Source organism: Paraburkholderia elongata (assembly GCF_013177735.1).
GTDB lineage: Bacteria > Pseudomonadota > Gammaproteobacteria > Burkholderiales > Burkholderiaceae > Paraburkholderia > Paraburkholderia elongata.
This window is the reverse complement of the sequence record NZ_WOEZ01000255.1, coordinates 1-24431: the sequence shown is the minus strand read 5'-3', so window position 1 is coordinate 24431 and position 24431 is coordinate 1. Positions and strand designations below refer to the sequence as shown.

Here is a 24431-nt window from a genome sequence, read left to right as displayed (position 1 = left end):
AGTGCCCCGCTGCGGACTTGGGCGACCACTTCCTGGGGCAGCCAGGCGTCTTCCATCGCGTCGATGCCCTTCTCGATCAGCTGCTTGAGAAAAAACGACTGGCTGCGTCCTGTGACTTCCGCCAGCAGTCTCAATCGCTGTTCAATCGCCGGCTCGACGCGTACCGCGATGACCTGTGACCTGTTCTCCGACTTCCTTCTCAACCTGTGCTCCTGATTGCATCTGTGCGCCGCAAGCCGGCGAATTCGGGCGCTGTTTTACCACGACCAGTTGGATCGACGCCAGGCAACGCGGGTCACTGCCTGCGAGGACACATCGCGTCGACCGGAGGAGCGTCATCCGTGCGTCGGTCGCATACGGGTGCCGGACTGGGTACGTGGGTTAACGATATTGTCCCGGCGCGGATATCCCATTCGCGCATACGTGCGCCTGCACGCTAATCCGTAACGCTACGGTTTCACAGAATGCATCACAAAACCACGCTGTTCAGATAATCCTTCTTCTTAGTAGTTTGATCTTTGATGACGGCGGTTTTAAATACCAAGTGCAACAGCCGGGTCGCTAGGGGTCGCGCATAGCGTGCCGCTGCAAAGGTCGACGTCCCCGGTTCCGTGCTGATCCTCGTGACGCTTTCGCGCCTGAATGAACGCCACGGCTGCAGTGATTGAGCCTGAGCACTTACGATGATTGCGACCTGCTGCGAGCAGCAACAATTCGTGCCCGCGTAATCCCGGTGCGTGCACACGGCCGACATGCAGCAAGCTGAAAACTGCGGTGCGCACGAGAACGGGATCCCTGGTCGTGAACTCGCGCTCCATCGACAGTAGCCGATGCGGACGGGCAACAAACCGCTCAATCGCGCTACTGAGAAACAGAGATACGAGGCCACGCGTCGCGACGAGGCGAGGGAACATCCGCATACGGTTCGCGATCCACGCGCGAAAGGCAGCGATTTCAGGTGGCTGAACTGACCCGACTATCAGTCCAGCGTCACCCAGGGTCGCGGGTGGTTTTAAGGCCAGTTCCGCATCCGCAGTGAATAGGATAACTAGCTCTTGGTGATCAAAGTAACGCACCTGAAAATCTGCGAGCTAGCGACTCCCTCCTGATTGTATAAAACCCGGTCGCTCACAGAACGCGGTGACCGTCAGATCTGGCTCAGGTATTACCCACTGCTTGAGCGCGGACTGGCGGTACCGGATCCCTCGGTCCGACTTCAGGCCGAACGCTTCGAGACGATGGGCGCCGCGCGGACAATTGAGCGCGATCAGCTGACAATTCAGGATATCGTCCATAAAGCTCCAAAGTTACGAATAAAGTTCTAACTTTTCTACTACTGAAGAATTTAATGCTTATTTAAGCGGAATATTGAGTTTATTTCGTTCGAACTGGAAATAAAACTGTCAACTCGCGCGCCGGAATCCTGCCGACACGTAGCTGCTGAATTGACATGTCTACTGCGTGCTACGGCTCGCATATCACCGCGCTTGTGTTCGTGAGAATCTACTTTGTCGCGTTGGGGGCGGCTCTGCCGCTTCGAAAGCGACACACTTTTTTCTCATTCACCTACGGGGATTGAAATGGACCGCATCGATTCAGTCGTTTTGACGCAAAATGCAGGTTACACGTCGCTCGAAGAACGCTTTAATCAGAGCACCGTAAAGAAAACGGAAAGGTTGCCGTTTACGATAAAGGTGGCAAGTAGCCTGGCTGACATCGACAAGGCCGTCGAGATGCGCCGCGCCGCCTACCGGCGCCACTTACCGGAATTCGCGGAGACCATGGGCGTCGAGGCGTTAGATGCCGCGCCCGGCACGATCGTGCTGCTCGCGCAGTCGCGGCTGGATGGCGGTCCGATCGGCACCATGCGGGTCCAGACGAATGCATTCGGTCCGCTTGCCGTCGAACAATCGGTCCGCCTGCCGGACTGGCTGAGCCAGGCGCGGCTCGCCGAGGCCACGCGGCTCGGCGTCGCGCGCGGTGCGATAGGTCGGGTGGTGAAGGTGGCACTGTGCAAGGCATTTTTCATGTATTGCGCGCAGAACGGGGTCGACTGGATGTTAATTACGGCGCGTTCACCGCTCGATCGGGAATACGAAGCGATGCTGTTTGACGATGTGTTCGGCGACAACGAATTCCTGCCAATGGCGCACGTTGGCGGGTTGCCACACCGGGTGATGGCTAAACCGGTTCCTTTAGTCCGTCAGCGCTGGGCGAAGGTCAACCATCCGTTCTTCGGATTCTTTTTTGAAGCGGATCACCTCGACATCGACGTCAGCGTCGCATCAACGCAGGGTGAAACCAACCAAGGCACTGATTGTGGTGGCCTGCCGGGTAGCGCCTCAGGCCGTCTGCGGCCGCTGGGCGAAGCGTAAAGCATGATGTCCGCCCGAAGAAATTCGGGTGGACAAGAGGTTGTCGGCGTCAGCGCAGTCGTGCTTTCGCTGCTGACTAACGCAGCGTGACAATGAGATCGGGAATGAAGTCATTGGGAAAGGGCAGCAAATGACAAGCGTTAAGTTGGCGTTTCGGGACCGACTGACCGGATGGGCTTTCCAGCGGTTCTCCGTTTATGTAGCGCCATTTGTGATTGTGTTTGGCAGCGTCGCAGTCATGTTCTGGGCGCCGCGCCAATTCGATACTACGGGAACGATCCCGCTCAGCTTTCCTGTGATTGCAGATCCTTCGGCGACACTGTCACCCGCCGTCGCCATCGCCCGCCTGCGCGATGCCGTGCCCACTGCGCGTTTCAGTACCCATCTCGCGGAAACTCCGTTCTGGTTCATGCTCACCGCGCCTATGCTGACCAGTGAAGGCGATACGTTCATCGACCTGCCGTCGCGGCACGCACAGACCTTATCCTGCTGGCGGACGACCCCCGTTCTTACGCTGCTAGGCGCGGGCGACCGCCACGGCACGAGCGGCAAGATGCGCGTCAACAAGGCCGGCTTTGCGCTCAAGTTTGACGAGCACACCCCCCCTGTGCAAATCCTGTGCCGTGGCACCTTTTCTGGACCCGCATATATCACCGCTTCCGCATCGAGCCGCGACAAGCTCGAGGTGTCCACACTCGAATTCCAACAGAGCGCTGCGTTGATCACCGGCGGCCTGCTGACGCTCGCGATCTTCGTGTTTGTGACAGCAATCATCAATCGCGAATGGACCTACGTGATCTTTGCCGCATGGCTCGTCGGCAACCTGCGGTTGAGCGCCAACGCAATGGGGTTCGATACCGAATGGATGGGCTGGATCATCCCGCCCGACCGTATCGCGCTTTTGCGGGAATTCACGTTCGCTGCCTATTACGTGCTGACCACGACGCTCTTCGTGGAACTGTTTCGCCGGGAACTGAAAGCAATCGGGCTACGCTGGAGCCTGCACGCCGTGCGGTACGGCGGCTGCCTGCTGATGGCCGCCGCATTCACACTGAATTACGCGCACTTCATTCCGGTGCTGTGGGCAAGCGCCAGCTTCTGCATACTGGTGCTGACCTACTTCCTCGTACAGTTGGTCATGAAGGCGCGCTCACGCACCGTGCTCTGGTACGTCGCGTCGATGGCCATCGTGCTGTTCGCGACGCTGTCGCAAGTGCTCGCCGCCGCGTTCGGTGTGAAAGCGCTGGCGGGCGCACTGAGCCCCGTAGTGACGGCACTGTCGTCGAGCATGCTTTGTGCGTTTGCTATTGCGGAACGTATGCGCGAAGAGCGCGAGCGCCGCCGACAAATGCAGATCGAGCTGCGCAACACGTATGACGTCACGCCGATCGGCCTCTTCACACTGAACGGGGACAGCGCCTTCGTCCGCGCCAATCCGGCGCTGCACTCGATGTTGAGCCTGCCTCAACAGCACCACGGCACGCATCGCTGGGCCGACTATTTCGCCCAGGGCGCCGAGCGTGCGCTGTGTGAACTCCTGGAACGCGACGACTCGGCGTCGATCGAAATCGAGGGCACAGCCGGCACGAAGACAGAGGCGCGGCGCTACTCATTGCGGGCGATTCGCGCGAACGGCTTCATCGAAGGCTCGCTCGAGGACGTGACGGACCGTTCGAAAGCGGTGGAGCGGCTGCACTTCCTCGCCGAACACGACCCCCTCACCGGTCTCCTGAACCGTCGCGGCATCGAGCATGCAATCGGCCGGCAAAGCGGCGAAAGCGGCCCGTGGGCACTCGCGTATCTCGATCTCGACCGGTTCAAACTGTTAAACGACCTGTTCGGCCACGGGACCGGCGACGAAATACTGCGGCATGTCGCTGCGCGGCTCGTCGAGCGTCTCGGCTCCCAGGTGCAGATCGGGCGCGTCGGCGGTGACGAATTCGTGTGCGTGCTCGCGAACATGGCGATCGACGAAGCAATCGCGCGCTGCCGTGAACTCGTCATGGCGTTGAACTCCGCACCGTTTCATGTCGATACGCGAGCGTTCCAGGTCAGGGGATCGATCGGCGTAGTCGAGTGCTCTCAGGGTGAACGGATTCTGGACGCCCTCGCCTATGCAGACCGCGCGTGTCGCGCCGCGAAACGCGGCGGGAATGCGCGACTCGTCGCACTGCGCAAGGGCGCGCCGGCGTTCGAGGAGCGTGCCGCCGAGATCAGTCTGATCGAGGCGCTGGGACAGAGCCGGCTGCCCGAGGGGCTGTTCCTCGTGATGCAACCGATCATGTCGATGCGTGCTCCGGCAGAAGCGCTCGACTTCGAGGTACTGCTGCGTATGCGCATGCCGGACGGCTCGGTAGCGACTGCCGCGAAGCTGATCGCCGCCGCCGAGGACTCCGGCACCATCACCGCGATTGACCGCTGGGTCCTCTCGACGACGCTCGCATGGCTCAGCGAGAACCGCACGTCGCTCTCCACCACGTGCTTCGTGTGCGTGAACCTGAGCGGCGGTTCGCTGAACGACGAACACTTCCTTGACGAGCTCTTCGCGCTGTTCTCGCATCACGAGGACGTCGTCCATTACCTGTGCATTGAAATCACCGAAAGCGTCGCACTGCACGATCTCGAGAATACGGAGCGCTTCATCGCGCGCGTGCACGACATGGGCGCAAAGATCGCGATCGACGATTTCGGCGCTGGTCAGACATCGTTGCGTTATCTGAAGAAGCTGTCGGCCGACGCACTAAAGATCGACGGCGAGTTTGTGCGCACGATGTGTAACCATCCGGCCGACATTGCAATCGTCGAGGCAATCATTACTCTCGCACGCAATCTCGGCATGCGCAGCATCGCCGAATGGGTCGAAGACCTCGAGACCTTACGCGCGCTGAAGGAACTAGGTGTCGACTACGTACAGGGCTTCGCGATCGCAAAACCGCAAGAGGCCAGGGACATTCTCGCGGCCTCCTCCGCCGCAAGCTTCGTGACTGACGCGGAGCTCACACGCTATTTGAAAGCACAGCAGACGCCGCACCGCGGAGCCGATGACCTGCGCATGGAGCGCGAAAGCGCAGTCTGACGCAACTCAACGCGCCCCTTGTGCGATCGCATTCGCTCGCGACCGACCGGAAAGCGCCTTGTAGCCGACTCAATAACTGGCCGCCGAATGTCGAAGGCCGATGACGCGCAGCATATCACCGATGGTCAACCGGCCGTTCATGGCGCGCTCATTCTGCGCCGTGTGGGTTAGATCGCTTACGCTGTCGGCGGGTTCAACCGGTCAATGCAACACCCAACGTTTCTGCCAGTTTTTTAGCAGGGTTCATAAATTGCAAGGTCTGACGGGGTCGACCGCTCAGTTGCGCGGCGACCTTGTTCAAGTCTGCCTGCGAATAGCCGTCCACTGGCTTACCTTTGGGGAAGTACTGACGCAGCAGGCCATTCGTATTCTCGTTGCTGCCTCGTTGCCATGGGCTCCGCGGATCGCAGAAATACACCTGTACGTCCGTGGCAATCGTGAAGTTCCTGTGGCTCGCCATCTCTGTGCCACGGTCCCATGCCAGCAAGGCGCCTTGCACATTCACTCAAGAAGTGGTCGCCGCCTACGTGTCCATACGAATCATTAATACGCTTGAAGTCGCCGAGATCAACGACTTCGACGATGACGTACGATTCGTCCTGTGCTGCTTGCGCCAATAGCCTGCCAAGCTCGCCGTGGAGCGCCCGCCTGTGGGGCAGGCCGGTCAGGGAGTCGGTCAAAGCGAAGTTTGTGAGGTATTCGTTTGACCGCCTCAACTCCTCAAGCAATCGTTCTCGCTCAACGTGCTGTCCAATCAGCTTCGAAAATATGTTCACGGCGCTAAACGCCTGTGGACCAAGCGGTTGGCAGCGCTTGCTCGCCCCGCACAACGTACCGATAACAGAGCCGTTACTCGCACGAATGGGGGGCGCTGGCGTAAGTCTCGATCCCGAGATCCCTCGCAGCTTGCGAATCGCCCCAAATCTCGCTCGCGTTGGATGTAAAACTGCGTCTTTCGTCCAGGCAACGCTTGCATACCGTGTCGGACCATGGGACGGACAGTCCCTCGGGGATAAAAAGTTCACCCGCGTTTCTTACATAGTCGACGGACTCCAAACCCGCCTCTTCATCGATTAAGGTCGGGCACAAGGACTCAATTCGAGGATCCGTACCAGAACCTGAGAGAGCATGATGGATCGTTGAGCGGCGATATGCGGCACAGGCAAGCAGTGTGTCGAGCAGACAAGGGCGCCGGATGTATAAAGCCTAGCCTGCTAGGTTAATGGCACGACGAACTCCCGACGAAATGTTGACGCAGCATCAGCGTTGCTGCGGGACCGGCGAGTTAGCCGTGCCGTGCTCGCTCGTGCCTCGCGAATACGGTATGGCTCGTCGCGATGAATGCGTCCGTGTTCTTTCAGGATAGCTGGTTGTCTGGCTCGTCAAAACCCTCTTCGCGCCGATGCTGTGCTTCCCACACTCGTCGTGTTCTCGCAAGTTCCTCGGCGAGGAGCTTTTCATCCGGCAGCATCATTTGGTATTCGGCCGCCAGCACTTTGTTAGGCAATCCCTCAAGGGCATAGCGTGCGACGGCGGCATTGGTACGCGCGCACAATATCAACCCGACTGGTGGATTTTCGCCGGGCAGAGTCCAGTGCTCGCGGGCGTAATTACAGTACATATGCATCTGGCCCACGTCGGCATGGTTAAGTTCGGTGAGCTTCAGGTCGATGATAACGAGGCACCGCAGGCGGCGATGGAAAAACAGAAGGTCCACCCGGAACCAGCTCTCGCCAATGCGAAGCCGACGCTGGCGGCCTACAAACGTAAAATCGCCGCCAGGTTCAAGCAGGAAATCTTCGAGCCGGTGGACCAGCGCGTCTTCCAGTTGAGTTTCTGAATATTCGTCTTTCAGATCCAGAAACTCGAGGACATACGGATCTTTGATCGCCTCCTCCGCCGTCACAAGGTCACCTGGTTGCGCTTTGCCAGCCTTTTGCAGCATCGCCAGCTTGTTCTTCGATAGCATCGCCCGGGTATGGAACTGGCTGCCGATCTGTCGGTCCAGTTGGCGCACGCTCCATCCCCCGCGAAGCGCCTCGGCTTCATAGAACGCCCTCTCCTCGGCTGACCGGGTCCGCCGCATGAGATGAATGTAGTGAGTCCAGGAAAGCTGAAATACGTCGGCGAGTTGATCGAGATCGAAATTCCGAACCACTGCTTCGGAATTGCCCTGACGCAGCTCGCCGGTGAATTTCCGAATCAGCGATTCGGAAATCGCGGTGGGTGGCCAGGTCTGGTAAAACAGACGCATCAACTCGAGGTTGTCAACCCCAAAGCCCCGGCCGAACTGTTTTGTCAGGTCGGCTGACAGTCGCCCGAGCAGTGCCTGACCGTAGGCCGCGCGATCTTTTCCGCCCTGGTTGAACTCAACGATACGGCGGCCAATCTCCCAATAGGTCGCAGTCATCAACGCGTTGACGCTGCGTGCCGCGGCACGACGGCCGCGCTCCAGAAGCGCGACTATGTCGCCATGGATGCTACCGTACCCGGTGCCACTTGATGCGATATCAGTCATTGTTCAGGCTCATGCACGGGCCCCAGGTTGCGTGTTGCACCATTATCAAATACCGGATCACCGCTGTCCCTATCACACGATGGGGCAGTTCACGCTCGCCCAGTGAGGTAAAGCGGGTCGCGCTCCGGAGGTCAAAATCGGAACTGGTCTGCGCTCCACGACGCATCACTCACCGGGTTCTCATATACGCCGCATATAGCCCGGCATGCAGTTCGCGCAGCGCCTTGCGACGATCGACCAGTTCATGCTGGTTGCCCCGCCGCTCGAGGCTGAGGATCTGCAGCAATAGTCGCGTCGCCCGCTCCGGCGCCGTCTGGCGCGACGGCTGCGCGTCACGCAGCAGCGGTGCCAGTCCCGGCTTTTCGATCAGCACCCACGCGGGAAACCACGCGAGGTCGGCGGTCTGGCCTGCCCCCTCGAAATTCGCGTCGAACTTTCTGCGCAACGTGTCGACTGACGCGTCGGCGAGCCGGTGCAACAGACCAGCCAGGCGGCCGGGTGACAGCCATGCCAGTTCAGTGAGCAAGGGCAACGCAGACTCCAGGCCATCCGCGCGATACCGCACCTCGGCCATCCACATCAACGGCGCCGGAATCCGGCGCCACGACTCGATCCGCTCGACGGCCCGTCGCGCCTCACCCCAGTCGCCCGCACGCAGCCAGAGCGGTGCCGCGTGAAGGTCACTGACGTCAGCGCGAAACGGCAGGGCCGCGGCCTGCTGCGCGACCGTGCGCCAGCATGATGCCAGCCACGCCCGTCCGGGCGCGTCGCCCAGTAACCGCCGCGCCGCCGGCGCAACCTCATCATTGAGGCGACCACAGGCGGCCGCCAGCGCCGGATGATCGACGAACGGCGTGGTGACATCGCTGTCGAGCACATCGATCAATGTCGCCAGCCCGGCCAGGGTGTCGTCATCGGGGAATTCGCCTGCCAGTCTCTGCCAGGCCTGCCGGGCAGAGACCGCATCGCGCCGCTGGAGGGCGTCGAGATTTCACCACGCTGCGGAACGACCGGCCATTGACGTCGACCGATTCGATCACCGCGCGTTGACCGCTCGCTTCGGCGATCACGCGCACGATGCGGTCGCGATACCGCATCAGCGCGCCAATCGGTGGACAGACGGCCCTCTTCCTTTTCCGGGCGGTCGGGTTCATGCGCTTATCCCGGCTTCTTCGCCGATGCCGCCTTGCGGGTCGCACGGGGCTGCTTGCGGGCGGTTACCGTGACAGCCCCACCCTTGCGACCTGAGCTGCGCGGAGCGACCGCCCCCGTCATCTGCTGTCGCAGCATCCCGAGCTCTCGCGCGTAGCCGGCGCTGGCGTCGCGCACGGCCACCAGGCTGCCCTCGAGGACACCAGCCTGATGCTGCGCATCGGCAAGTTGCGCCTGCACGGCCTGCAGCTCGCTGCGGTGGCGTGCCTCGCCCTGCTCCGTGCGGCGCGTTGCGGCGTCGAGTTCCTTCTGGAGTCGCGCGCTGGCAACCCGTTCACGCTCGATCTCGAGCAGCGCCCGCTTCCCGGTCGCCCGTAGCCGCTCTTCCGCCAGTCCGGTGCTGGCCCGCAGCTTCTCGAGCTCCTCCGAGAAATCCGCCCTCGCCTGCACCAGTGCCAGATCGCGCGCGGCGTTTTCATCCTGCAGCCGGGTGATTTCCGCGTCGAGTGCACGACGCGTGGCCTCGCCTGCGGCCTGCGCCTGCTCGAGTTCCTGGATCCGCACCTGGGCGGCCAGCAGCGCGCTGGTGCGCTGTTCGAGCGCGGTTTCGGTCCGGCTCAGTTCACCTTCCATCGACGTGACGGCATTCTGCGCGACGACCTTCTCTGCCTCGGCTTCGACCCGCAGCACGTCGAGCGCGGTCTGCGCCGATGCGGTCGAGCGGGTCCACAGCGTCGCGACCAGTTCGCCGGCGGCCGCCTGCAGGTCGGCCGGCAGGTCCGGGTGGTCGATCCGCACGCGGCTCTTCTCGCGCAACTCAACCCAGAACTCGCCGAGCACCTGCGTCGGCGTGCTCATGCTGCCGCGCTTCACCAGCTGATAGAGCCGGTTCGCGGTCGGCGTGATGCCGAAACGGAAGAACAGCAGCGCGCAGACCTCGCGGTACAGATCGCGGGTCTTCGGAAAGCCGGCCTTCAGGCGGGCGATTTCGGCGGCCAGGCGCGCTTCGTCAGGCAAAACGTCGGACATGGGAGCGGTTTTGGTGAAATGCAGTAAATAATATAACGTAAACCAGCCAATATCCAACGTCCTGCGGTTAGTATTTTGACATTAATCCTGTAATGTTGAAATTTCATATCGCTTGTGCGACGATCGCTGCGTGACACCCCGCACACTGCCCCAAGTCCGCCCACCGCCCATGAAAACCGCCCTGATTGCGCCGCGCCCCCTCGACGTGCTCGACCTGCCCGCCGACCTCGATGGCCGCGACGGCACCAACCGGGCGCGCGGACACGCGCAGATCGCCGCCCGCGACGACCTGGCTGCGGTCCGCGCGTGGCTCGGGCGGGTTGCCGACAAGCAGACCACTTTCGAGAACTACCGCAAGGAAGCCGAGCGGCTGCTGCTGTGGGCGATCGTCCAGCCCGGCAAACCGCTGTCGTCACTGACGCACGAGGATCTGCAGGCATTCCGCGAATTCCTGCAGGATCCGCAGCCGCGCTCGCGCTGGGTCGCAGCAGGCGGTCGCAAATTCCCGCGCCATGACCCGCGGTGGCGCCCGTTCTACGGTGAACTGGCCGCGAGCAGCCAGCGTCAGGCCATGGTGATCATCAATGCGCTGTTCGCGTGGCTGGTCGAAGCCGGCTATCTGGCCGGCAACCCGCTGTCACTGTCCCGCCAGCGCACCCGCCGCTCCAAACCGCGCATCACGCGCTATCTCGATCGCGAGCTGTGGCAGGAAGTGAAAGCTCATATCGGCAGCCTGCCCAAAGACACCCTACGCGAGCGGGAGCGCTACCTGCGTGCGCGGTGGCTGTTCACCCTCTTCTATCTCGGCGGTCTGCGTATCTCCGAGGTCAGCGGCAACACGATGGGATGCTTCTTCTGCCGGCGCGACGCGGATGGCCACGAGCGCTGGTGGCTCGAGGTGCTCGGCAAGGGCGACAAGGAGGGGCTCGTGCCCGCCTCCGCGGAAATGATGGTCGAGCTCGGCCGCTACCGGCGCGAACGCGGCCTGTCCGCCCTGCCCTCCCGGCATGAGGACACGCCGCTCGTGCTGCCGCTGGGCAGATCGATGAAGCCGCTCACGCGCGCCGCCCTGCACACGATCGTCAAGGGCATCTTTGCCGGCGCGGCCGAACGGCTCCGGCTGCGCGGCGACGGGTTCGCGGGACAGGCCGATCTGCTCGATCACGCCTCCGCACACTGGTTGCGCCACACCGCAGGCTCCCACATGGCCGACGGCGGCACCGATCTGCGTACGGTGCGCGACAATCTTCGTCACGCCTCACTGACGAGCACGAACCCCTACCTGCACACGCCCGATGAACAGCGTCACCGCGAAACCGAGGAAAAGCACCGCGTCGACTGGTGAGACCGATCAGAATTCACGCCCGGGGTCGGCCGACGCCTCGCAGCACTGACGCCCACGAACAGCCTGATACTCAAACTGCATCGTGTGTGCAAAAATCCTGTCGACGCGTCCGATAGCGTTGCCCCCTGACCGCCCATGGAAACCGTTGAAGTTAAACCACAAGTGCTCGCCAACCGCCGCGGCGTGGCGTTTGGCCTCGTACGCCAGAACAGCACGGTCGAATGCGTGATCACGATCGCGACACTGGAGACCCATTTCTGGCTTGAACCAGGGGCCAGTGAGGCCCGGACCATGAAGATCTTCCGGGACGGGTATGGCCGCATCCGGGCGATTGCTGAGCGCAAGCTGCTCGCCCATCCGGCAGCGCGTCTCGAACTGACGCCGGACGATTTTGCGCGTCCCTGACCGCAGGCTGCCGGCGACGGCGCAGACCGTTTCCCGCGGCGTCCACTGCTGCGTCATACCACCGACAACCGAAGCGAAGGATTTTGCCTCGTCAACCCGGTCATGCGGCGAAGCAGGGGGCACATTGACCCGGACGCCTGAGTGGCGGTGCGCGCACAGGACTGCTCAAACAGCATTCACGATGTCCTCGCATGCGTTGCCGGCGGTAAATCTGATGGTTTTTGCCGCTGGGATCGTGACGGTCTCGCCCGCCCACGGATTGCGCCACCAGCGTTCGGCACGGTCTCCTCTCGAAAACGGTTCGAAGCCAATCATCTGCACCGCATCGCCGCGCGTCACTGCATCTGTCACGGCATCAAGGCCGTCACTGCCTCGACGATCGCTTCGATGGCAGCACCGGTGCGGGACCTGCTTTCGCCCGTCTGCGGCGCGACGGCATCGATGAGCTCCTGTTTATCCATATCTGCGCCCCATTGATCAAACGCCGGCGAATCGCGGACGGGACGCGCCCCTATCGCACGTGTGCAACAAAAGGCAACCCGTGAGATAAGCGGAAAGGGGCTTCACAGTCCTGTCTCCACGAGCCACGTCCTTCGTTACATGAACCCTGTGACCGGCGCCCCCTTCCTGCCGACTGATTGTTGGCGAAGCCGGGTATGTATGCGGATGAGCCAGACCGTTAGTTGCGCAATGCTTGAGCTGGACCCCTGTTGAATGCTCGTTTGTGCGGCGATATGCATCGCATCGGCACGCGAATCGCGATGACTGACTGACACCCGTTACTGGCAGAAAACGACACAACGCGAATGCGACTGCGACTGCGACTGCGACGCATAGCAGCACGACGCTCACTTGTGCATGGCAAAGGACTCTTCGCGCTGCAGCCGATCGCTGCCGGCGAGCGGGTTATTGAGTACAGGGGCGAAGTGACCAGCTGGCGGCGGGCAGCCGCCCGCCAGCGATCCGCGGCTGGCCACACGTTTGTATTCGGGCTGTCCAACGGACGTGTGATCGATGGCAGCCGCGGTGGCAACAGTGCCCGCTTTCTGAATCACGCATGTTCGCCCAACTGCGAGGCAATCGAAGTGGGCGATCGGGTGTTCATTCATGCACTCGCCGCCATCGACCCCGGTGAGGAGCTTTTCATTGATTACGGCCTTGCGATCGAAGGCGAGATCACCGATGACATACGGACCCAGTACGCGTGCCATTGCGGTGCTTCAAACTGTCGCCAATCAATGTTGGGCAACACAGAGCAGAAAGTTTGAGACCATGCCTCGTTCTCTCAAGATAAGAGAACTTATTCTTAATAGCGTGACCCACAAGCGCATTTGTAACAGCGCCTTCGCTCGTTTGCAAAAAACTAGCCCTATTCTCAGCGTAAGATTGTTCCCGGTATCAGACGCCACTGAAGCCAGTTCACCAGCATATCTCCGCCCACGGCAAACGAGATTCCGCTCAAATCTGCTCGCGCGAAATTGAAGATCGCACCAAAATTCTGGAAACGCTCATGCGGCAGATTGAACGAAATGGAAACCGATTCGTCCTCAAGCGTGAGCTGGTGCTCAAACGATGCCTCAAACCTTGTGCGAAATCGAGACGGATACGCGTCGGCAGGAAGTCCAGCGCAGAAAAGTTCCGCGTGCGTCCGGCTGAAGAATTGGGCAACCGTGGTCGGCATAGTCCGAAGGCGAAGGTCGAGGACATCGGCACCCCATAGCTCTGCATCAATACCGACCTTAGCGCATTCAGCAGCAGCCTCCAGCCAAGCCGCAACCTGTTTCGTCTTCTGGACGTTAGCTGCGATGCAAAGAATGTACTTACACGAGGTTCCAACCCATTGCCCTTTCAGGAATGCCTGCACCCATTCTTTGATCTTCCCCGGTGTAACCACCTTGTAGCGCTTGCATTGCACTATGACGTGCCTTCCATCGGACTTACGAACGGCGATGATGTCTGCCTCGGCCTGGCTCTGTCCGCTCACGCCGTATCGGAACGCCTGCTGAATGTCCAGCTCCGAAGCTGCGTCAACGACGTGCGCACAGAGGCTTTCGAACGTTCCCGGATGCAACTCGCTGTAAGGCAGCGTCTCAACCAGAGGTGCCAAAACAGGTATGTTGGACCCGCGAGGGATAGAAAACAGCTCGTCGACCGGCACTTCGTTCTTTTGGACAGACCGGTTCTCGGTGGAATACTCTTCTTTGGTTTTTGAATGACGCATCGCTGTAGGCGTAGACAATAGAGTGAGCAGAAATCGACTTGTCCGCAGCAACGCTCTTCGCAACAAGCTTCGTGAACGTTACCTCTCCATATGTCGAAGGCGCTGGTGCTTGTGAGCCATATAGGACGTGGAAGATTTGATTGTGACGATTGTCGGCGGCGCGGGCAACCCAAACAACGCACCTAAACGACGTGATTAAATAGGCTGCGATTTTCCGGTACCCGCGTGACGTTGCCGATGCGTCGTGTAGTTTTTCGCCGTTGCTAGCAGGGTCTAACACGAGAAGTAGCCGACGCAAAAGCGAAAGAAATAACGCCGCCGTACCGTGATTTTCCATCCCCGCGAAATTTCGCATCGGAATTCTCATTGCGGTATTCCGAGCACCTGCCTTAGGTGATGCGCCAGCCTCATCTTCGACCGACCACGCAATCGCGTCCGACATCCGCTACCTCGACGTCGACGTGTGCCAATTGCCCGCCAGTAGCCGGCGTGTTTTTCTTGCGGTAGCCGCGCCGCCGTCGACGGCTACCCTCCGCGTGCCAGACCGGTGATCAAGCGCGAGACTATACGAGTGATGCAGTTGGGCCGCGTAAGTTCCGTATCCAACCTTCGGCGGTATCTGGGAGAAAACGCTCCCAGTCGGCTGAGAACAAGATGCGCTTGATATCGCGCATGTGTTCCTCAAAACACGTCCATGCGAACCCCGCCAGCATTGTGTGACTATGAGCTGGCTCGGTCTTGCGGGCAAAGAATGTCCCGAGCCCCGTCCTATCGAAGATCTGCCCTACCAGTTCAATCTCGTCAATGGATGCTACCGTGTAAGGCATGTCATCAGCTACACGCGGATCAATACAGCTTCTTTCCAGCAACGTCTTGACTTGTCGATGCACGTAGGCAGTCGTTAGCGGACTAAAGAGGTACCACTCTTCGAGTGTGACGACCAATGGATAGATTGGCAACTGATTCGGCGTCCAGTTGGTCTTGCCGTCAACGGCGTCGCGGATGTTCTTGTATAGCTGGACGATTGCTTCCGCCAATATATTGAGCTGAGCCTCCAACACCTCCCCTTCGACGGTGATTTTCGCATCGTGCCTCAAACGTTTCGTCTTGCACTCGACGAACAGATTTGCTGTGCCGTCCCCGACAATCCAGTCAACTCCGTGCTTCACTTGCCGGCCGACTTTGTACTCGGCCTCATCCATCAGGGAATACCGGGAGCCTAAACAGAGTTCACGGAATACGTCACCAACATAGGCCTGAAAAGCGCGTCCATACGGATTGTCAAAATCAACCGAATTAATCAGATCCTAGAAAACACCCTGCGATATCCTTCGCAGCAAGAAAGCTGGAACGGGGCAATGCACAAGATTCGAAAACCTTGTGTCGAGCGAGACCAATGGAGTAGCCTCAAGTGGATTCCATGTGTACTGCCACCGTCCATCGTAAGACTGCACATCCCGAATTCGCTGTCTCAGCGTCTCGCCGTTAATGCTCATCTTCTCGAAGAAAACTTTGGTCGCACGAGCGTCAATTCCGAACCCGGAGTAGTCCTGCTGTGTATTAAACCCGGGATATTTCACCAGATGCCCGGCAGTCGCGATGCCCATGAAATACAGTTGAGTCATCGTAAGTCCGGTTTCTCGAACCACGACAGCTTCCACGTCGCCCGCGCCAAATATCTTGAGGTACCGAATCACGACCGCCATGTCGCGCCGTTGCTGCCAGGGGAACTGGCGATGCGCGATGCGGTGTAGTTCGGCGAAAACGCGGGAAGAGTCGAGCTCCTGTGCCGAAATAGCCTCGTCGACGCGTCGAATTTGGTTAATGGCATCGATCAACTCCCTGTGAGTACGAAGCGTTCGTTTCCCCCGTTCTCTGCCATGCAACAGGAGCTCTCTGGCGAGTAAACTCAGCTCCCACGGATGGACATTGTCCTTAATCTGAATTTGCCCTCTACGTATGAAGCCGGCTGGTAGCGGTGCGTTATTGAGCGTGTTGAAAGTACAGCCAGGCATGTTCGAGCGATGACCTCAAATCAAATTGCGCAACATAATTTCGCAGCGGCTTGTACGAATCATAGACGGTCAAGATCCCTTCCTTTCTGCTTGTGGTAACCTTGGCGCGAGCGCAGCGTTTAGTGGTAGAAAAAATACGTCAACTAGGTTCCCGTGCGCGACTCAATTTTGTTTAATTGAGCAATTTCTAGACTCACCCGCATACTTTCCTGCCATCCTTCGGGTCACCGGAATAATCCCAATAATCGCGTTCAGCGATCGCAATTGGAGTCGCGCATGCTGAAGGACAAGGCATCGTCGTGCTTAACGATGCCTTCCTCTAACGTTAGCCACCTCGGCATACGAGTGCAGCAGCTGAGACATGTCCGATCGGACGCTAAAGGACATCTAGCAGTCGAGGAACCGCAAGACCTTCTTTAGTTCGAGCGTTTCGCGTTCCTCAAAGATTTCGTTTAGCGGCCGGCGCGACGCTCCTATGAGTCCGTGACGGAATGCATTCTCGACGACGGCTCGCCCCCCGCGTCCATCGCCGGACGACAATGGCGCATTCGCGGCTGCGTCCGAACCCTCCGGCGCTATGACGTAAAGCTGTAATCCGTTTTCAGCCACTGCCTTCGCGATTACATCATTAATATAAATGTCACGGAAGCCGTAGCCAATGGTCATAAGTCGATGGTTAGGCTGAGATACATAGTGCGCAAATTGCCGGTGATACCAGTCGAGAATGGGAGGAAGACCAAGCGCGCGAGCGTTCTCGCCTCCTGTGATAAGCAGCGAGCCGCCTACGCTGTCAACCCAATTCCAAGACCCGTGTAGCTTGAAACACGGCTGTCGATTCGCAGTGACGCGAAATTCGTTTTCACTCGCAGGAACCCATTGGTCCGTCCAAGGGATTCCGCACGGACCAGAGCCCGCGTTCGATGACAATCGCATCCCTGGTAGCTCGACCCCATCCCACCGCTGGAGATACTGATATTCCAGAAGGAGATCCTGGTTCAGGGTAAAGATTGCATCGAACCGGCTCAGGAATTTGCGCACTGACCTGTTCCCGAGACCGAGGTCAAAATTTTCAAGACGGGATATGCAATAGTCCATCGTCTTGGACATAGCTCGAATCGCCGTCTCGAGGCTTCGCAAATCGGCGGAGTGTCTTTCGGGATCGAGCCTCGCCCTACCTTGCAGCTCCGCCAAGGCAGATTCATATCCGCCGACTTCGTTGAAGCTCCAAAGCAACTCCTTTATAGCTGGTGACGATCTAACCTCGGGACATCCGAGCAAATATTCGAAAACCTCCGACCCAAGCCAGCCACCCCAATTACGCGTGAACCCTGCGCCCAGCAATACCGAACAAGCCATCTCCCCTCCGAAAGGAATAGGAACCGGTTCTTACTATCTTTGACGGGTTCGCCAGTTTCTCTGGCAAGCCTGAACCCATTGTATAAGTTTCCGCATCCGCGCGCATCGCGTGCACCGTGCCCCACCCAACGCCACGTTCGTGCACGAATGAGCTCGTGCTGATGCCTCGGTTGTCGTGGGCTAGACGGCGTCTCACGCTCCTGCATTGTTGACGGCGAGTTCGCATACGGAAGAAAGAATCTCGCCGGACAGTTCGGGATCGAACTTCACTACGGCGCGAGAAAAGGCGACACCGCCAATCACAATCGTGGCCATTGCAACCGGCTTCGTGTGCCCCGGTGCCGTGCGCGCCTCCGACGCCTCTCCGATCGCCTGCTGGCGAAGTGCCATCAATGAAGTCCAACCGCTACCATGCCTGCTCAAGCCACCGTCCAACGAAATGTCTCCGTTCAACCGGTAGGGGCAGAAACGGCATTATGCCAATGCACTGTCGGTCCATGCGCTACGAATTGCCCCTCATTTACGAAAACAATTCGACCGTCTTGCTTGCCGACCGAGATACGGCACTACGCTGCTTAAGGTCACATTTTCGAACCTCATCGCGAAACCAACCCCATTCGCGGCCTTCGAGAACAGCCATGCCAGTTGGATTTCAGATGAAATCTTATAGTACTCCATTCAATCGATGACAACATGATATTGTCGCCTTTCTTCGACAATTCCCCATCTATCTGGCATACACTCGTAATTCAGAAATATGCTTACATGACGACATTGCTATCATGGGACATTCTCAATCAGATAAGTTGCGGACCCACGAGCGCATCCTCGAAGTAGCGGCCAAACGGTTTCGCGAGCGGGGAATCCAAGGTGTTAGCATCTCCGAAATAATGGAAGAAGTCGGCATCACGGTTGGAGGCTTCTACAAGCATTTCCCCTCCAGAGAGGCCTTGATCCCGGAAGCCGTGTCCGTGGCGTTCGCTCACGCAGCCGACTGGAACGAACTCGCTAGCTGCCAGCTCGGCAAGGCAATCGACGAATATCTGTCGCCGGCGCAGCGTGATGACCTTGCGTCATGCGCAGTATTTTCTTCCCTTACGGCAGATATCCGGCGAAGCAATCCAGCAACGCGTGACATTTTCAACCGCAATCTGGAAGAGGCGCTCGCTGCTGTCGAGCAAGGACTTGGCGAAAGCAACATCGCCCGGCGCGCTAGTAAGGCAGCTGCGATTCTCGCTGGACTTGTGGGCGCATCACTGCTTGCACGAGGAACGTCCAACGGGAGTCTGGCACAGAAGCTGTTGAGCGCTGTCTCGGCCGAGCTTCGCTTCGCATACCTCTCAGAGGTCGTTCCGTCGCAGTGACCGTGTGATCGACTAGATCCACCCCGAGCGATGAACAATCGACACTGGATACGCTCAATTACTCGCATAATCTGAATTGAAAGCGATTAACAACAGCTCCTTCGCACATCGTTACACTAGGACGAATAAGGTGAATGCGTTCACCAATCGCCAGCCGACCGATGGTGCCCAGAACGAACAAAAACGAGAGCAGCAGTGCTAGCAACGCCGCAGTCATACAGGTTACATGGTCCGACATTTCGTCCGACGAAAATTCCAATGGAGAGTTTTCTATGAGCCATGATTTATTTCTGCGAGAACTGGCTACAAGACGGGAACCTTCGAACCGGCGGGACCACGACGGGACGTTCGATGACCCCACCCCCTGTGTGCAACTGTTTGAAGAGTTTGCTACCGAACACTATTGGTGAGAGTGTTGACCTGACGAAACCTTGGGTTATCGTGAGCGCAAATGGCTGAGTTTAGGATGACTGCAGTAGCCGGAAGCCGCAATCACTTCGCCAATGCAGTCAGGATCGCTCTGAACAGTGACATCACCGAAGCGGAAATACACATGACAGTCAGGCAGATTGTCGTTTGGCGTCGCGTGTCAGACGGTTCGGAGTGCGTGAAGATAGCGCGGGAAGCGCTCGCTTGCACCAAGCGCTCAGCCGCAGCTCATCCACCGGCAAGCGCCAGCGAAGGCCTTTGACCCAAGTGAATCTCGCGGCGGGGGCGCAGCATTTTCCGCGGACGGCGGTGACTGCTCACGAAGCTTCATTAGAAGCGCTACCCAGTATGAACGCGAAGTAAAGTCGAATTGTGGAAGCCCGTCCCACTACAAGGATTGGCCCCGGCTATAGGCTATGCACCAGGTAATCCCAACGCATTGACGCTGTTACTGCGGATCCGTTTCCAACGAGCAACAGGCCGGCGAAAGCGTGCACATTGCTCAAACTCACACCGGTGCCCACGAACCAATCACCGTTAATTTGATTGTTCCAATCAAGCAAATAGTGTATTTTTGATAGCTCGGTTTATTCGTCCCGCAGGACCTATAGGGTGCAAATATTTGGATTGAAAACAATGGGCAGACCGTCGAAGAAACGGCAATTAGATGAGCTGGATATTGACGGCAGCAGAAGTATCAACTGCGTCCCCGCTTGATTTCCCGGGGGTATGTCGCTAAGCGTGAGGCAAGGGAATATGGACAAGCTCCTGGCTATGAAGGTCTTCACCAAGGTCGTGGAGATGAACAGTTTCTCCCGTGCGGCAGATGCATTGCAAATCCCACATGCGTCGGCAACCACCATCATTAAGGGCTTGGAGGCGTACCTGCAAGTGCGCCTGATGCAACGGACCACTCGCCGACTTAACCTTACTCCCGAGGGCGCGGAGTACTACGAAGGCTGCGTGCGTATCCTCGCTGATGTTGACGAGACGGAGCACAATCTTGCCAACGCAGGCAAAGGCCCCCGCGGAAAACTGAGAATCGACATGCCGAGCTCACTCGGTCGTATCGTGGTGATGCCCCGCATTGAAGAGTTCAGACACCGGTACCCTCACGTGGATCTCATGATTGGATTTGGTGACCGTCCCGTGGATCTGATTCAGGAAGGCGTGGACTGCGCTATCCGGGTCGGAAAACTGGAAGATTCCAGCCTTGTTGCGAGGCGGCTAGGCGTGCTCTCCACGGTAACTGCTGCGAGCCCGTCTTATCTCGCGCGGTATGGCGAGCCACATTCACTGGAAGAACTGCAGCAACACATCGCAGTACAGTACTTCTCAAGTCGTACTGGCCGGACTACCGAACTGAACTTCGAAGTGCATGGCAAAAGCGCCGAGATCAAGATGGGCGGGGGCCTCTCTGTCAATGACGCTGACGCCTACGTAATGTGTGGACTCCACGGAGCAGGGATAATCCAGCCACCTCTCTTCATGATCGTGTCGCACTTGGCCTCCGGCGAGCTTACGGAAATCCTGAAACCGTGGAAGTCCCGGTCCATGGCGTTATCCGCCGTATACCCGCACAACCGGCACCTTGCCCCCAAAGTTCGGGTCTTCGTCGAGTGGATAGCAGAAATCTTCGATCAATCCACCCTTGCGTCCACGGAAAAAAAGTCGTTGGCGGCGCCGATGACAACGGCCCCCGCTGACGTCGCTACTGCCGCTCGCCAATCTCGCCTCGAGAAATGAGACCAACATCAGGCCGGCATGTGAAGGGAGGTCGGCTGGCACAAAGTCTGGTGTCGAACTGATCCTGATTGATCGTGCCTACACATCCGCCATCGGTGCTGTGATGTATGCATCGCGAGAGGGTTGGAGTGTGCCAGGCGCCGGCACGGCTGTCCGCGTTCCGGTGCCTGGCGGTCGTCGCGGCCTCGGGCTACCTGCACGGGAAGGCCGGGAATCGCATGTGGCCGCCTCGCGCAGCATGAGCAAAGGCCGTTGGTGTGCTGCATCTATTCGGCGGAAATCAATCCATTCATCGAACTGGCACCAATGCACAAAGCGTGTCCGCCTGAGGCGTGGACGCCTGGGTTGCCGTCGCTGCCGCGCGCAGGCAAGCTGGTTGATGCGGGCATGCTGGCACTGATCCCGCAGTCACGCGATGCCGATGCGCACGACCTCCCCATCAAGCAGCAGGTGTACAGGTTGCTGGGTATTGACCAGGCTGCGGTATCGAGTGAAGGCTATGTCGCGCATTCGCCTGATCACTTCGATTTGCTCGCAGCGCTACATCAGGCCAGCGACGAACGCGGCGCGGCGACGCGGTCGCCGACGTGGCGTTTCGTATCCAACCGCAGAACGACTGTCGATGCGCTTGTGTCGGTGGGAGCGGTCTGCTCTCTCGTAGATGCAAACAGTACTGCGGAGTTCGAATACCTGGGGTTCTGGCTGCCTCTGAGTAAAGGTCAACTCGGCAAAAGTCATGCGGGTTGAGCACGCGAGGTTGTTGTATGCGCGTGGCGCAGACGCGAGGCGATAGTCTGCACGTCGAGCGACTTCAACAGTATCGACCCAGATGGAATGGCCGCTCTCGCTGGCACTTAAACAGACTTTCGAGCGTCGCGTTCACACCGCTAAACGGACTTCCCGCATGCGGTTTCAGGCCATGCTCCTGCGCAATCTCTGCAATTGAGCGAACCGGATCGCTGGCTTGCGCCACGACCGCCTCCCGGACCTGACGTGAATAGTTCTTTGATCCCGACCTGCGGCCTCTTGCCTTTGCTTTCATCAGTCTGGTCCCCATCAAATTCTGACGGGAACCAGATTGACAACTTTGTATCACTCTGCGAAGACGGTACCGCGGTCCTCGCAATAACCCGCATCCATTAGCGGGCAGGTGTCAAGCGAGCAGTCGACCACATGGCCGGGTTAGCGGCCAGTTTCAATTTCACGATCCCCGATCGCATTAGCTGAGCGCGCCCGTTTCGGTCAGATCGATGGACGCGAGTGGCGCGTGAATGGTGGCTTCGGCCATCGATTTGGCGATGACCGCATTAGCAATTTGTCGATCTCCGGATTGTCAAACTGACAGCTTCGCGACGATCTCGTCGGTCGAGACAATGGCGCTCGCGTAAGCCGGCATGTTGAACTGTAGCGAGGCGTCCATCTCGGCGTGACCGAAGCTGCCAATAGCGTCTTTCACTAGCGTGACTTCGTAGCCGAGCTCGACCGCAAAGCGAACGGTGGACTCGATGCACGTGTTGGCGCGCATGCCGATCACGATGACTTTGCGGACGCCGTGCTTCTTGAACTGGAAGTCAAGATCCGTGTTGGCGAATCCGCTCGAGAGCCAATGTTCTTGCGCGACGACCTCACCGGGACGCGGCTCGAAATCGGGGTGAAAGCTTCCGCCCCAAGTCCCGTCAGCGAAAACGCGCCCCTTGACGCCGGCGGCCCCAATGGGCGGTATCGTCTTCCAATGACTGTGCAAATCACCTTCGCGCCAGCGATGGTGGGGGGCGATGAAGACCTGAACGCCGGCCGCTCGAGCCGCAGCGAGGGCTTGCCGCATATGCTCGACGACATTGTTCGCTTCGAGGGTCTCGCGGCTGAGTTCGTAAAGCTTGCCACCCTCCGACAGGAAGTCGTTGTAGGGATCGACTATGAGCAGCCCAGTCAGTTCAGGTTCGTACGTCAGTTCGGATTTTGACTCGTTTGCCATACCAATTCTCCCTTGGGTTCGTTGACATGTTGCTACAATATTTGAAGTCACTAGATTTGTAAAGGGCATAACCTGGGATCGACGAACAGTAGCGATCTTGGATTGCAGAACGGACAGGTTCACAATCAAGGGTTCAGTGAGAGACCAAAATGAAACAACAGAATACTGGCGAGACGCTTTGTCCCCTCGCACGTGCGGCCGCGGTCCTTGCGGATCGCTGGACGCTCCTGATCCTGCGCGAGCTGACAATGGGGAATGATCGCTTCGACGGCATTCAGGCACAGACCGGAATGTCGCCCAACCTGCTAACCCAGCGCCTCAAAACAATGGAGGACAACGGGCTCATCGAGCGTCTGCTCTATCAGGAGCGACCCAAGCGGCACGCCTACCTCGTCACGGACAAGACGCGTGAGCTTGACGAAGTGGTACTGAGCCTTCGTTTGTGGGGAATGCGGCACTGCGGGCTCGACCAGAAGGCTGAAAGCGCTGTGACGATGACGCATCGTCGAACCGGCGCGATCATCGGTGCCGACTGGCACCCCGAAGAAGCGGATCTACCTTTCACCTTTAGCCAGGTCGAAACTCGGATAAATCCAGCATGGGCTGCCGAACGAGCCGCTCGCGCGGAAGCCTTCGCGGCAGAACGGCGCATTCAGGTCTCCAAACGCGCGCCGCAAAAAAAACGTGCCGCCGTCACGTTGAAAGCCGAAAGCGTAAAGCGCGATGCCGCTTCTGTGAAGGATTGACCTTTCACGCGGAGCCGCCGAGTGAAGCGACGCGGCTACCTTTGGCCAGCAGGGTGTTCCAGGCGTCGCAGCACGCACTGTTAATGGCTTCGTAGGTGTCGAAGAGGCTGTGACTGAGGAACAATTACCGCTGGCATGGACCTGTTGTAGGACAACGTCACCATTTCGGGAACGTTGCCATCAATCACCCGGCGGTTTCAACGTCGACTTCCGCCGGCCGCACGAAGGGTTATTGCTACTCGAACGCGACGCATCCCCTTCCGAAGAGATACACAGAAGCCATTCCCGCTATCGTTCAGGCGTTCGTCAGCTTTTCAGACTCACATGAAGACAAATCTTTAACGCGCAGCAGCGCATCAAGCGTACATTTACGCTCCAGATCCGCTCGACTATTTGGACAAGGCGAACAGAGACTTTGCGCCCGTTCCATTTATCAAGCTAGGTGTTCACGAAAAATTGCCTTGGAATTTCGTGCCGTATCCATTCAGCAGGTCGGCGAGCTCAGCGTCGATGGTTTCTTTTGTCCAGGCGACGAAGCGTCACCAGTAATATTGCTTCTTTCGAAGTTCGAGTGGGTGCGCTGCCGGGTCAAGTGCGGGCGCAAGCCCGGCGAAGCGAACACTTGACGCGCGTGGGGTAAATAGGCTGTTGCAGGGCTGGTTGCGGCAGAATGCGGCAA

General features: G+C 58.7%; 21 protein-coding genes and 3 pseudogenes. 9 read left to right on the top strand and 15 right to left on the bottom strand.

All coding sequences use genetic code 11. The features are described 5' to 3' along the window. Window positions 1-203: hypothetical protein (locus GNZ13_RS43325; RefSeq protein ID WP_172176591.1), on the bottom strand; the 203-nt coding region annotated here is incomplete at its 3' end. Between the two features lie 1377 nt (window positions 204-1580). On the opposite strand from GNZ13_RS43325, the gene GNZ13_RS43320 reads away from it, so the two are divergent. Both GNZ13_RS43320 and GNZ13_RS43315 read left to right on the top strand, forming a co-directional pair. Further along, window positions 1581-2375, top strand: a complete 795-nt coding sequence (locus tag GNZ13_RS43320; RefSeq protein WP_172176589.1) for an N-acyl amino acid synthase FeeM domain-containing protein — start codon at window positions 1581-1583, stop codon at window positions 2373-2375. Window positions 2376-2505: 130 nt separating this feature from the next. Beyond that, window positions 2506-5451 (top strand): putative bifunctional diguanylate cyclase/phosphodiesterase, encoded by a 2946-nt coding sequence (locus GNZ13_RS43315; protein WP_172176587.1) that lies wholly within the window; start codon window positions 2506-2508, stop codon window positions 5449-5451. A gap of 193 nt (window positions 5452-5644) precedes the next feature. Here the strand turns inward: GNZ13_RS43315 and GNZ13_RS43310 are convergent. From GNZ13_RS43310 to GNZ13_RS43285, 6 genes and pseudogenes are all read right to left on the bottom strand, one after another. Beyond that, window positions 5645-5935 (bottom strand): annotated as a pseudogene (locus GNZ13_RS43310) (IS30 family transposase); the annotation flags it as partial. Window positions 5936-5993: 58 nt separating this feature from the next. After that, window positions 5994-6227 (bottom strand): annotated as a pseudogene (locus GNZ13_RS54020) (diguanylate cyclase domain-containing protein); the annotation flags it as partial. 581 nt (window positions 6228-6808) lie between these two features. Continuing rightward, complete coding sequence (locus GNZ13_RS43300; protein WP_172176585.1) at window positions 6809-7969, bottom strand: PDDEXK nuclease domain-containing protein; 1161 nt, start codon at window positions 7967-7969, stop codon at window positions 6809-6811. Between the two features lie 169 nt (window positions 7970-8138). After that, window positions 8139-8846, bottom strand: coding sequence for a hypothetical protein (locus GNZ13_RS43295; RefSeq protein WP_328807379.1), 708 nt, complete (start codon window positions 8844-8846; stop codon window positions 8139-8141). 34 nt (window positions 8847-8880) lie between these two features. After that, on the bottom strand, window positions 8881-9123 hold the full coding sequence (locus tag GNZ13_RS43290; protein ID WP_172176555.1) for a hypothetical protein: 243 nt from the start codon (window positions 9121-9123) through the stop codon (window positions 8881-8883). 4 nt (window positions 9124-9127) lie between these two features. Then, window positions 9128-10150, bottom strand: coding sequence for a DNA-binding protein (locus GNZ13_RS43285; protein WP_172176583.1), 1023 nt, complete (start codon window positions 10148-10150; stop codon window positions 9128-9130). 169 nt (window positions 10151-10319) lie between these two features. Here GNZ13_RS43285 and GNZ13_RS43280 point away from each other — a divergent pair, with 169 nt between their 5' ends. Both GNZ13_RS43280 and GNZ13_RS43275 read left to right on the top strand, forming a co-directional pair. Beyond that, on the top strand, window positions 10320-11495 hold the full coding sequence (locus GNZ13_RS43280; protein WP_172176581.1) for a tyrosine-type recombinase/integrase: 1176 nt from the start codon (window positions 10320-10322) through the stop codon (window positions 11493-11495). Window positions 11496-11630: 135 nt separating this feature from the next. Continuing rightward, window positions 11631-11900 carry a DUF1488 family protein gene (locus tag GNZ13_RS43275; RefSeq protein WP_172176579.1) on the top strand — a complete coding sequence of 90 codons (270 nt, stop codon included), beginning with the start codon at window positions 11631-11633 and terminating at the stop codon, window positions 11898-11900. A 165-nt stretch (window positions 11901-12065) separates the two neighbouring features. On the opposite strand, the pseudogene GNZ13_RS43270 reads toward GNZ13_RS43275, so the two are convergent. After that, window positions 12066-12361: pseudogene (locus GNZ13_RS43270) on the bottom strand (HU family DNA-binding protein). A gap of 357 nt (window positions 12362-12718) precedes the next feature. Here GNZ13_RS43270 and GNZ13_RS43265 point away from each other — a divergent pair. Beyond that, window positions 12719-13168: an SET domain-containing protein gene (locus GNZ13_RS43265; RefSeq protein WP_172176593.1), complete on the top strand. Its 450-nt coding sequence runs from the start codon at window positions 12719-12721 to the stop codon at window positions 13166-13168. Window positions 13169-13275: 107 nt separating this feature from the next. Here GNZ13_RS43265 and GNZ13_RS43260 read toward each other — a convergent pair whose 3' ends face one another. From GNZ13_RS43260 to GNZ13_RS43240, 5 genes are all read right to left on the bottom strand, one after another. Beyond that, entirely contained in the window at window positions 13276-14121 is an 846-nt protein-coding gene (locus GNZ13_RS43260; RefSeq protein WP_172176577.1) for a hypothetical protein, read from the bottom strand. A gap of 563 nt (window positions 14122-14684) precedes the next feature. After that, window positions 14685-15323, bottom strand: a complete 639-nt coding sequence (locus tag GNZ13_RS43255) for a hypothetical protein (RefSeq protein WP_172176575.1) — start codon at window positions 15321-15323, stop codon at window positions 14685-14687. 105 nt (window positions 15324-15428) lie between these two features. After that, complete coding sequence (locus tag GNZ13_RS43250) at window positions 15429-15959, bottom strand: hypothetical protein (RefSeq protein ID WP_172176573.1); 531 nt, start codon at window positions 15957-15959, stop codon at window positions 15429-15431. 564 nt (window positions 15960-16523) lie between these two features. Further along, window positions 16524-17243 (bottom strand): SIR2 family protein, encoded by a 720-nt coding sequence (locus GNZ13_RS43245; RefSeq protein WP_172176571.1) that lies wholly within the window; start codon window positions 17241-17243, stop codon window positions 16524-16526. Between the two features lie 441 nt (window positions 17244-17684). Then, complete coding sequence (locus tag GNZ13_RS43240; protein ID WP_172176569.1) at window positions 17685-17882, bottom strand: hypothetical protein; 198 nt, start codon at window positions 17880-17882, stop codon at window positions 17685-17687. A gap of 392 nt (window positions 17883-18274) precedes the next feature. On the opposite strand from GNZ13_RS43240, the gene GNZ13_RS43235 reads away from it, so the two are divergent. The 3 genes from GNZ13_RS43235 to GNZ13_RS43225 all read left to right on the top strand — a co-directional run bounded on the left by GNZ13_RS43235 (window position 18275) and on the right by GNZ13_RS43225 (window position 21778). Beyond that, entirely contained in the window at window positions 18275-18856 is a 582-nt protein-coding gene (locus GNZ13_RS43235; RefSeq protein WP_172176567.1) for a TetR/AcrR family transcriptional regulator, read from the top strand. Between the two features lie 1185 nt (window positions 18857-20041). Further along, window positions 20042-21031 (top strand): LysR family transcriptional regulator, encoded by a 990-nt coding sequence (locus GNZ13_RS43230; RefSeq protein ID WP_172176565.1) that lies wholly within the window; start codon window positions 20042-20044, stop codon window positions 21029-21031. Between the two features lie 306 nt (window positions 21032-21337). Continuing rightward, a complete protein-coding gene (locus tag GNZ13_RS43225; RefSeq protein WP_172176563.1) occupies window positions 21338-21778 on the top strand; it encodes a hypothetical protein in 441 nt (146 codons plus the stop codon). A 64-nt stretch (window positions 21779-21842) separates the two neighbouring features. Here GNZ13_RS43225 and GNZ13_RS43220 read toward each other — a convergent pair whose 3' ends face one another. Together GNZ13_RS43220 and GNZ13_RS43215 are read right to left on the bottom strand one after the other, a co-directional pair. Further along, entirely contained in the window at window positions 21843-22073 is a 231-nt protein-coding gene (locus GNZ13_RS43220) for a transposase (RefSeq protein ID WP_172176561.1), read from the bottom strand. Between the two features lie 291 nt (window positions 22074-22364). Then, window positions 22365-23006, bottom strand: coding sequence for an isochorismatase family cysteine hydrolase (locus tag GNZ13_RS43215; RefSeq protein WP_172176559.1), 642 nt, complete (start codon window positions 23004-23006; stop codon window positions 22365-22367). Between the two features lie 149 nt (window positions 23007-23155). Here GNZ13_RS43215 and GNZ13_RS43210 point away from each other — a divergent pair, with 149 nt between their 5' ends. Then, a complete protein-coding gene (locus GNZ13_RS43210; RefSeq protein WP_172176557.1) occupies window positions 23156-23752 on the top strand; it encodes a winged helix-turn-helix transcriptional regulator in 597 nt (198 codons plus the stop codon). The last annotated feature ends 679 nt before the right edge of the window (window positions 23753-24431 follow it).

Bases quoted from the DNA above. Each gene is read 5' to 3' on its own strand.
- GNZ13_RS43285 (WP_172176583.1), bottom strand. From the start codon at position 10,150: ATGTCCGACGTTTTGCCTGACGAAGCGCGCCTGGCCGCCGAAATCGCC.
- GNZ13_RS43315 (WP_172176587.1), top strand. From the start codon at position 2,506: ATGACAAGCGTTAAGTTGGCGTTTCGGGACCGACTGACCGGATGGGCT.
- GNZ13_RS43300 (WP_172176585.1), bottom strand. From the start codon at position 7,969: ATGACTGATATCGCATCAAGTGGCACCGGGTACGGTAGCATCCATGGC.
- GNZ13_RS43260 (WP_172176577.1), bottom strand. From the start codon at position 14,121: ATGCGTCATTCAAAAACCAAAGAAGAGTATTCCACCGAGAACCGGTCT.
- GNZ13_RS43235 (WP_172176567.1), top strand. From the start codon at position 18,275: ATGGGACATTCTCAATCAGATAAGTTGCGGACCCACGAGCGCATCCTC.
- GNZ13_RS43220 (WP_172176561.1), bottom strand. From the start codon at position 22,073: ATGAAAGCAAAGGCAAGAGGCCGCAGGTCGGGATCAAAGAACTATTCA.
- GNZ13_RS43210 (WP_172176557.1), top strand. From the start codon at position 23,156: ATGAAACAACAGAATACTGGCGAGACGCTTTGTCCCCTCGCACGTGCG.
- GNZ13_RS43320 (WP_172176589.1), top strand. From the start codon at position 1,581: ATGGACCGCATCGATTCAGTCGTTTTGACGCAAAATGCAGGTTACACG.
- GNZ13_RS43240 (WP_172176569.1), bottom strand. From the start codon at position 17,882: ATGGCACTTCGCCAGCAGGCGATCGGAGAGGCGTCGGAGGCGCGCACG.
- GNZ13_RS43215 (WP_172176559.1), bottom strand. From the start codon at position 23,006: ATGGCAAACGAGTCAAAATCCGAACTGACGTACGAACCTGAACTGACT.
- GNZ13_RS43230 (WP_172176565.1), top strand. From the start codon at position 20,042: ATGGACAAGCTCCTGGCTATGAAGGTCTTCACCAAGGTCGTGGAGATG.
- GNZ13_RS43245 (WP_172176571.1), bottom strand. From the start codon at position 17,243: ATGTCCAAGACGATGGACTATTGCATATCCCGTCTTGAAAATTTTGAC.
- GNZ13_RS43290 (WP_172176555.1), bottom strand. From the start codon at position 9,123: ATGAACCCGACCGCCCGGAAAAGGAAGAGGGCCGTCTGTCCACCGATT.
- GNZ13_RS43225 (WP_172176563.1), top strand. From the start codon at position 21,338: ATGCACAAAGCGTGTCCGCCTGAGGCGTGGACGCCTGGGTTGCCGTCG.
- GNZ13_RS43275 (WP_172176579.1), top strand. From the start codon at position 11,631: ATGGAAACCGTTGAAGTTAAACCACAAGTGCTCGCCAACCGCCGCGGC.
- GNZ13_RS43280 (WP_172176581.1), top strand. From the start codon at position 10,320: ATGAAAACCGCCCTGATTGCGCCGCGCCCCCTCGACGTGCTCGACCTG.
- GNZ13_RS43255 (WP_172176575.1), bottom strand. From the start codon at position 15,323: ATGGATGAGGCCGAGTACAAAGTCGGCCGGCAAGTGAAGCACGGAGTT.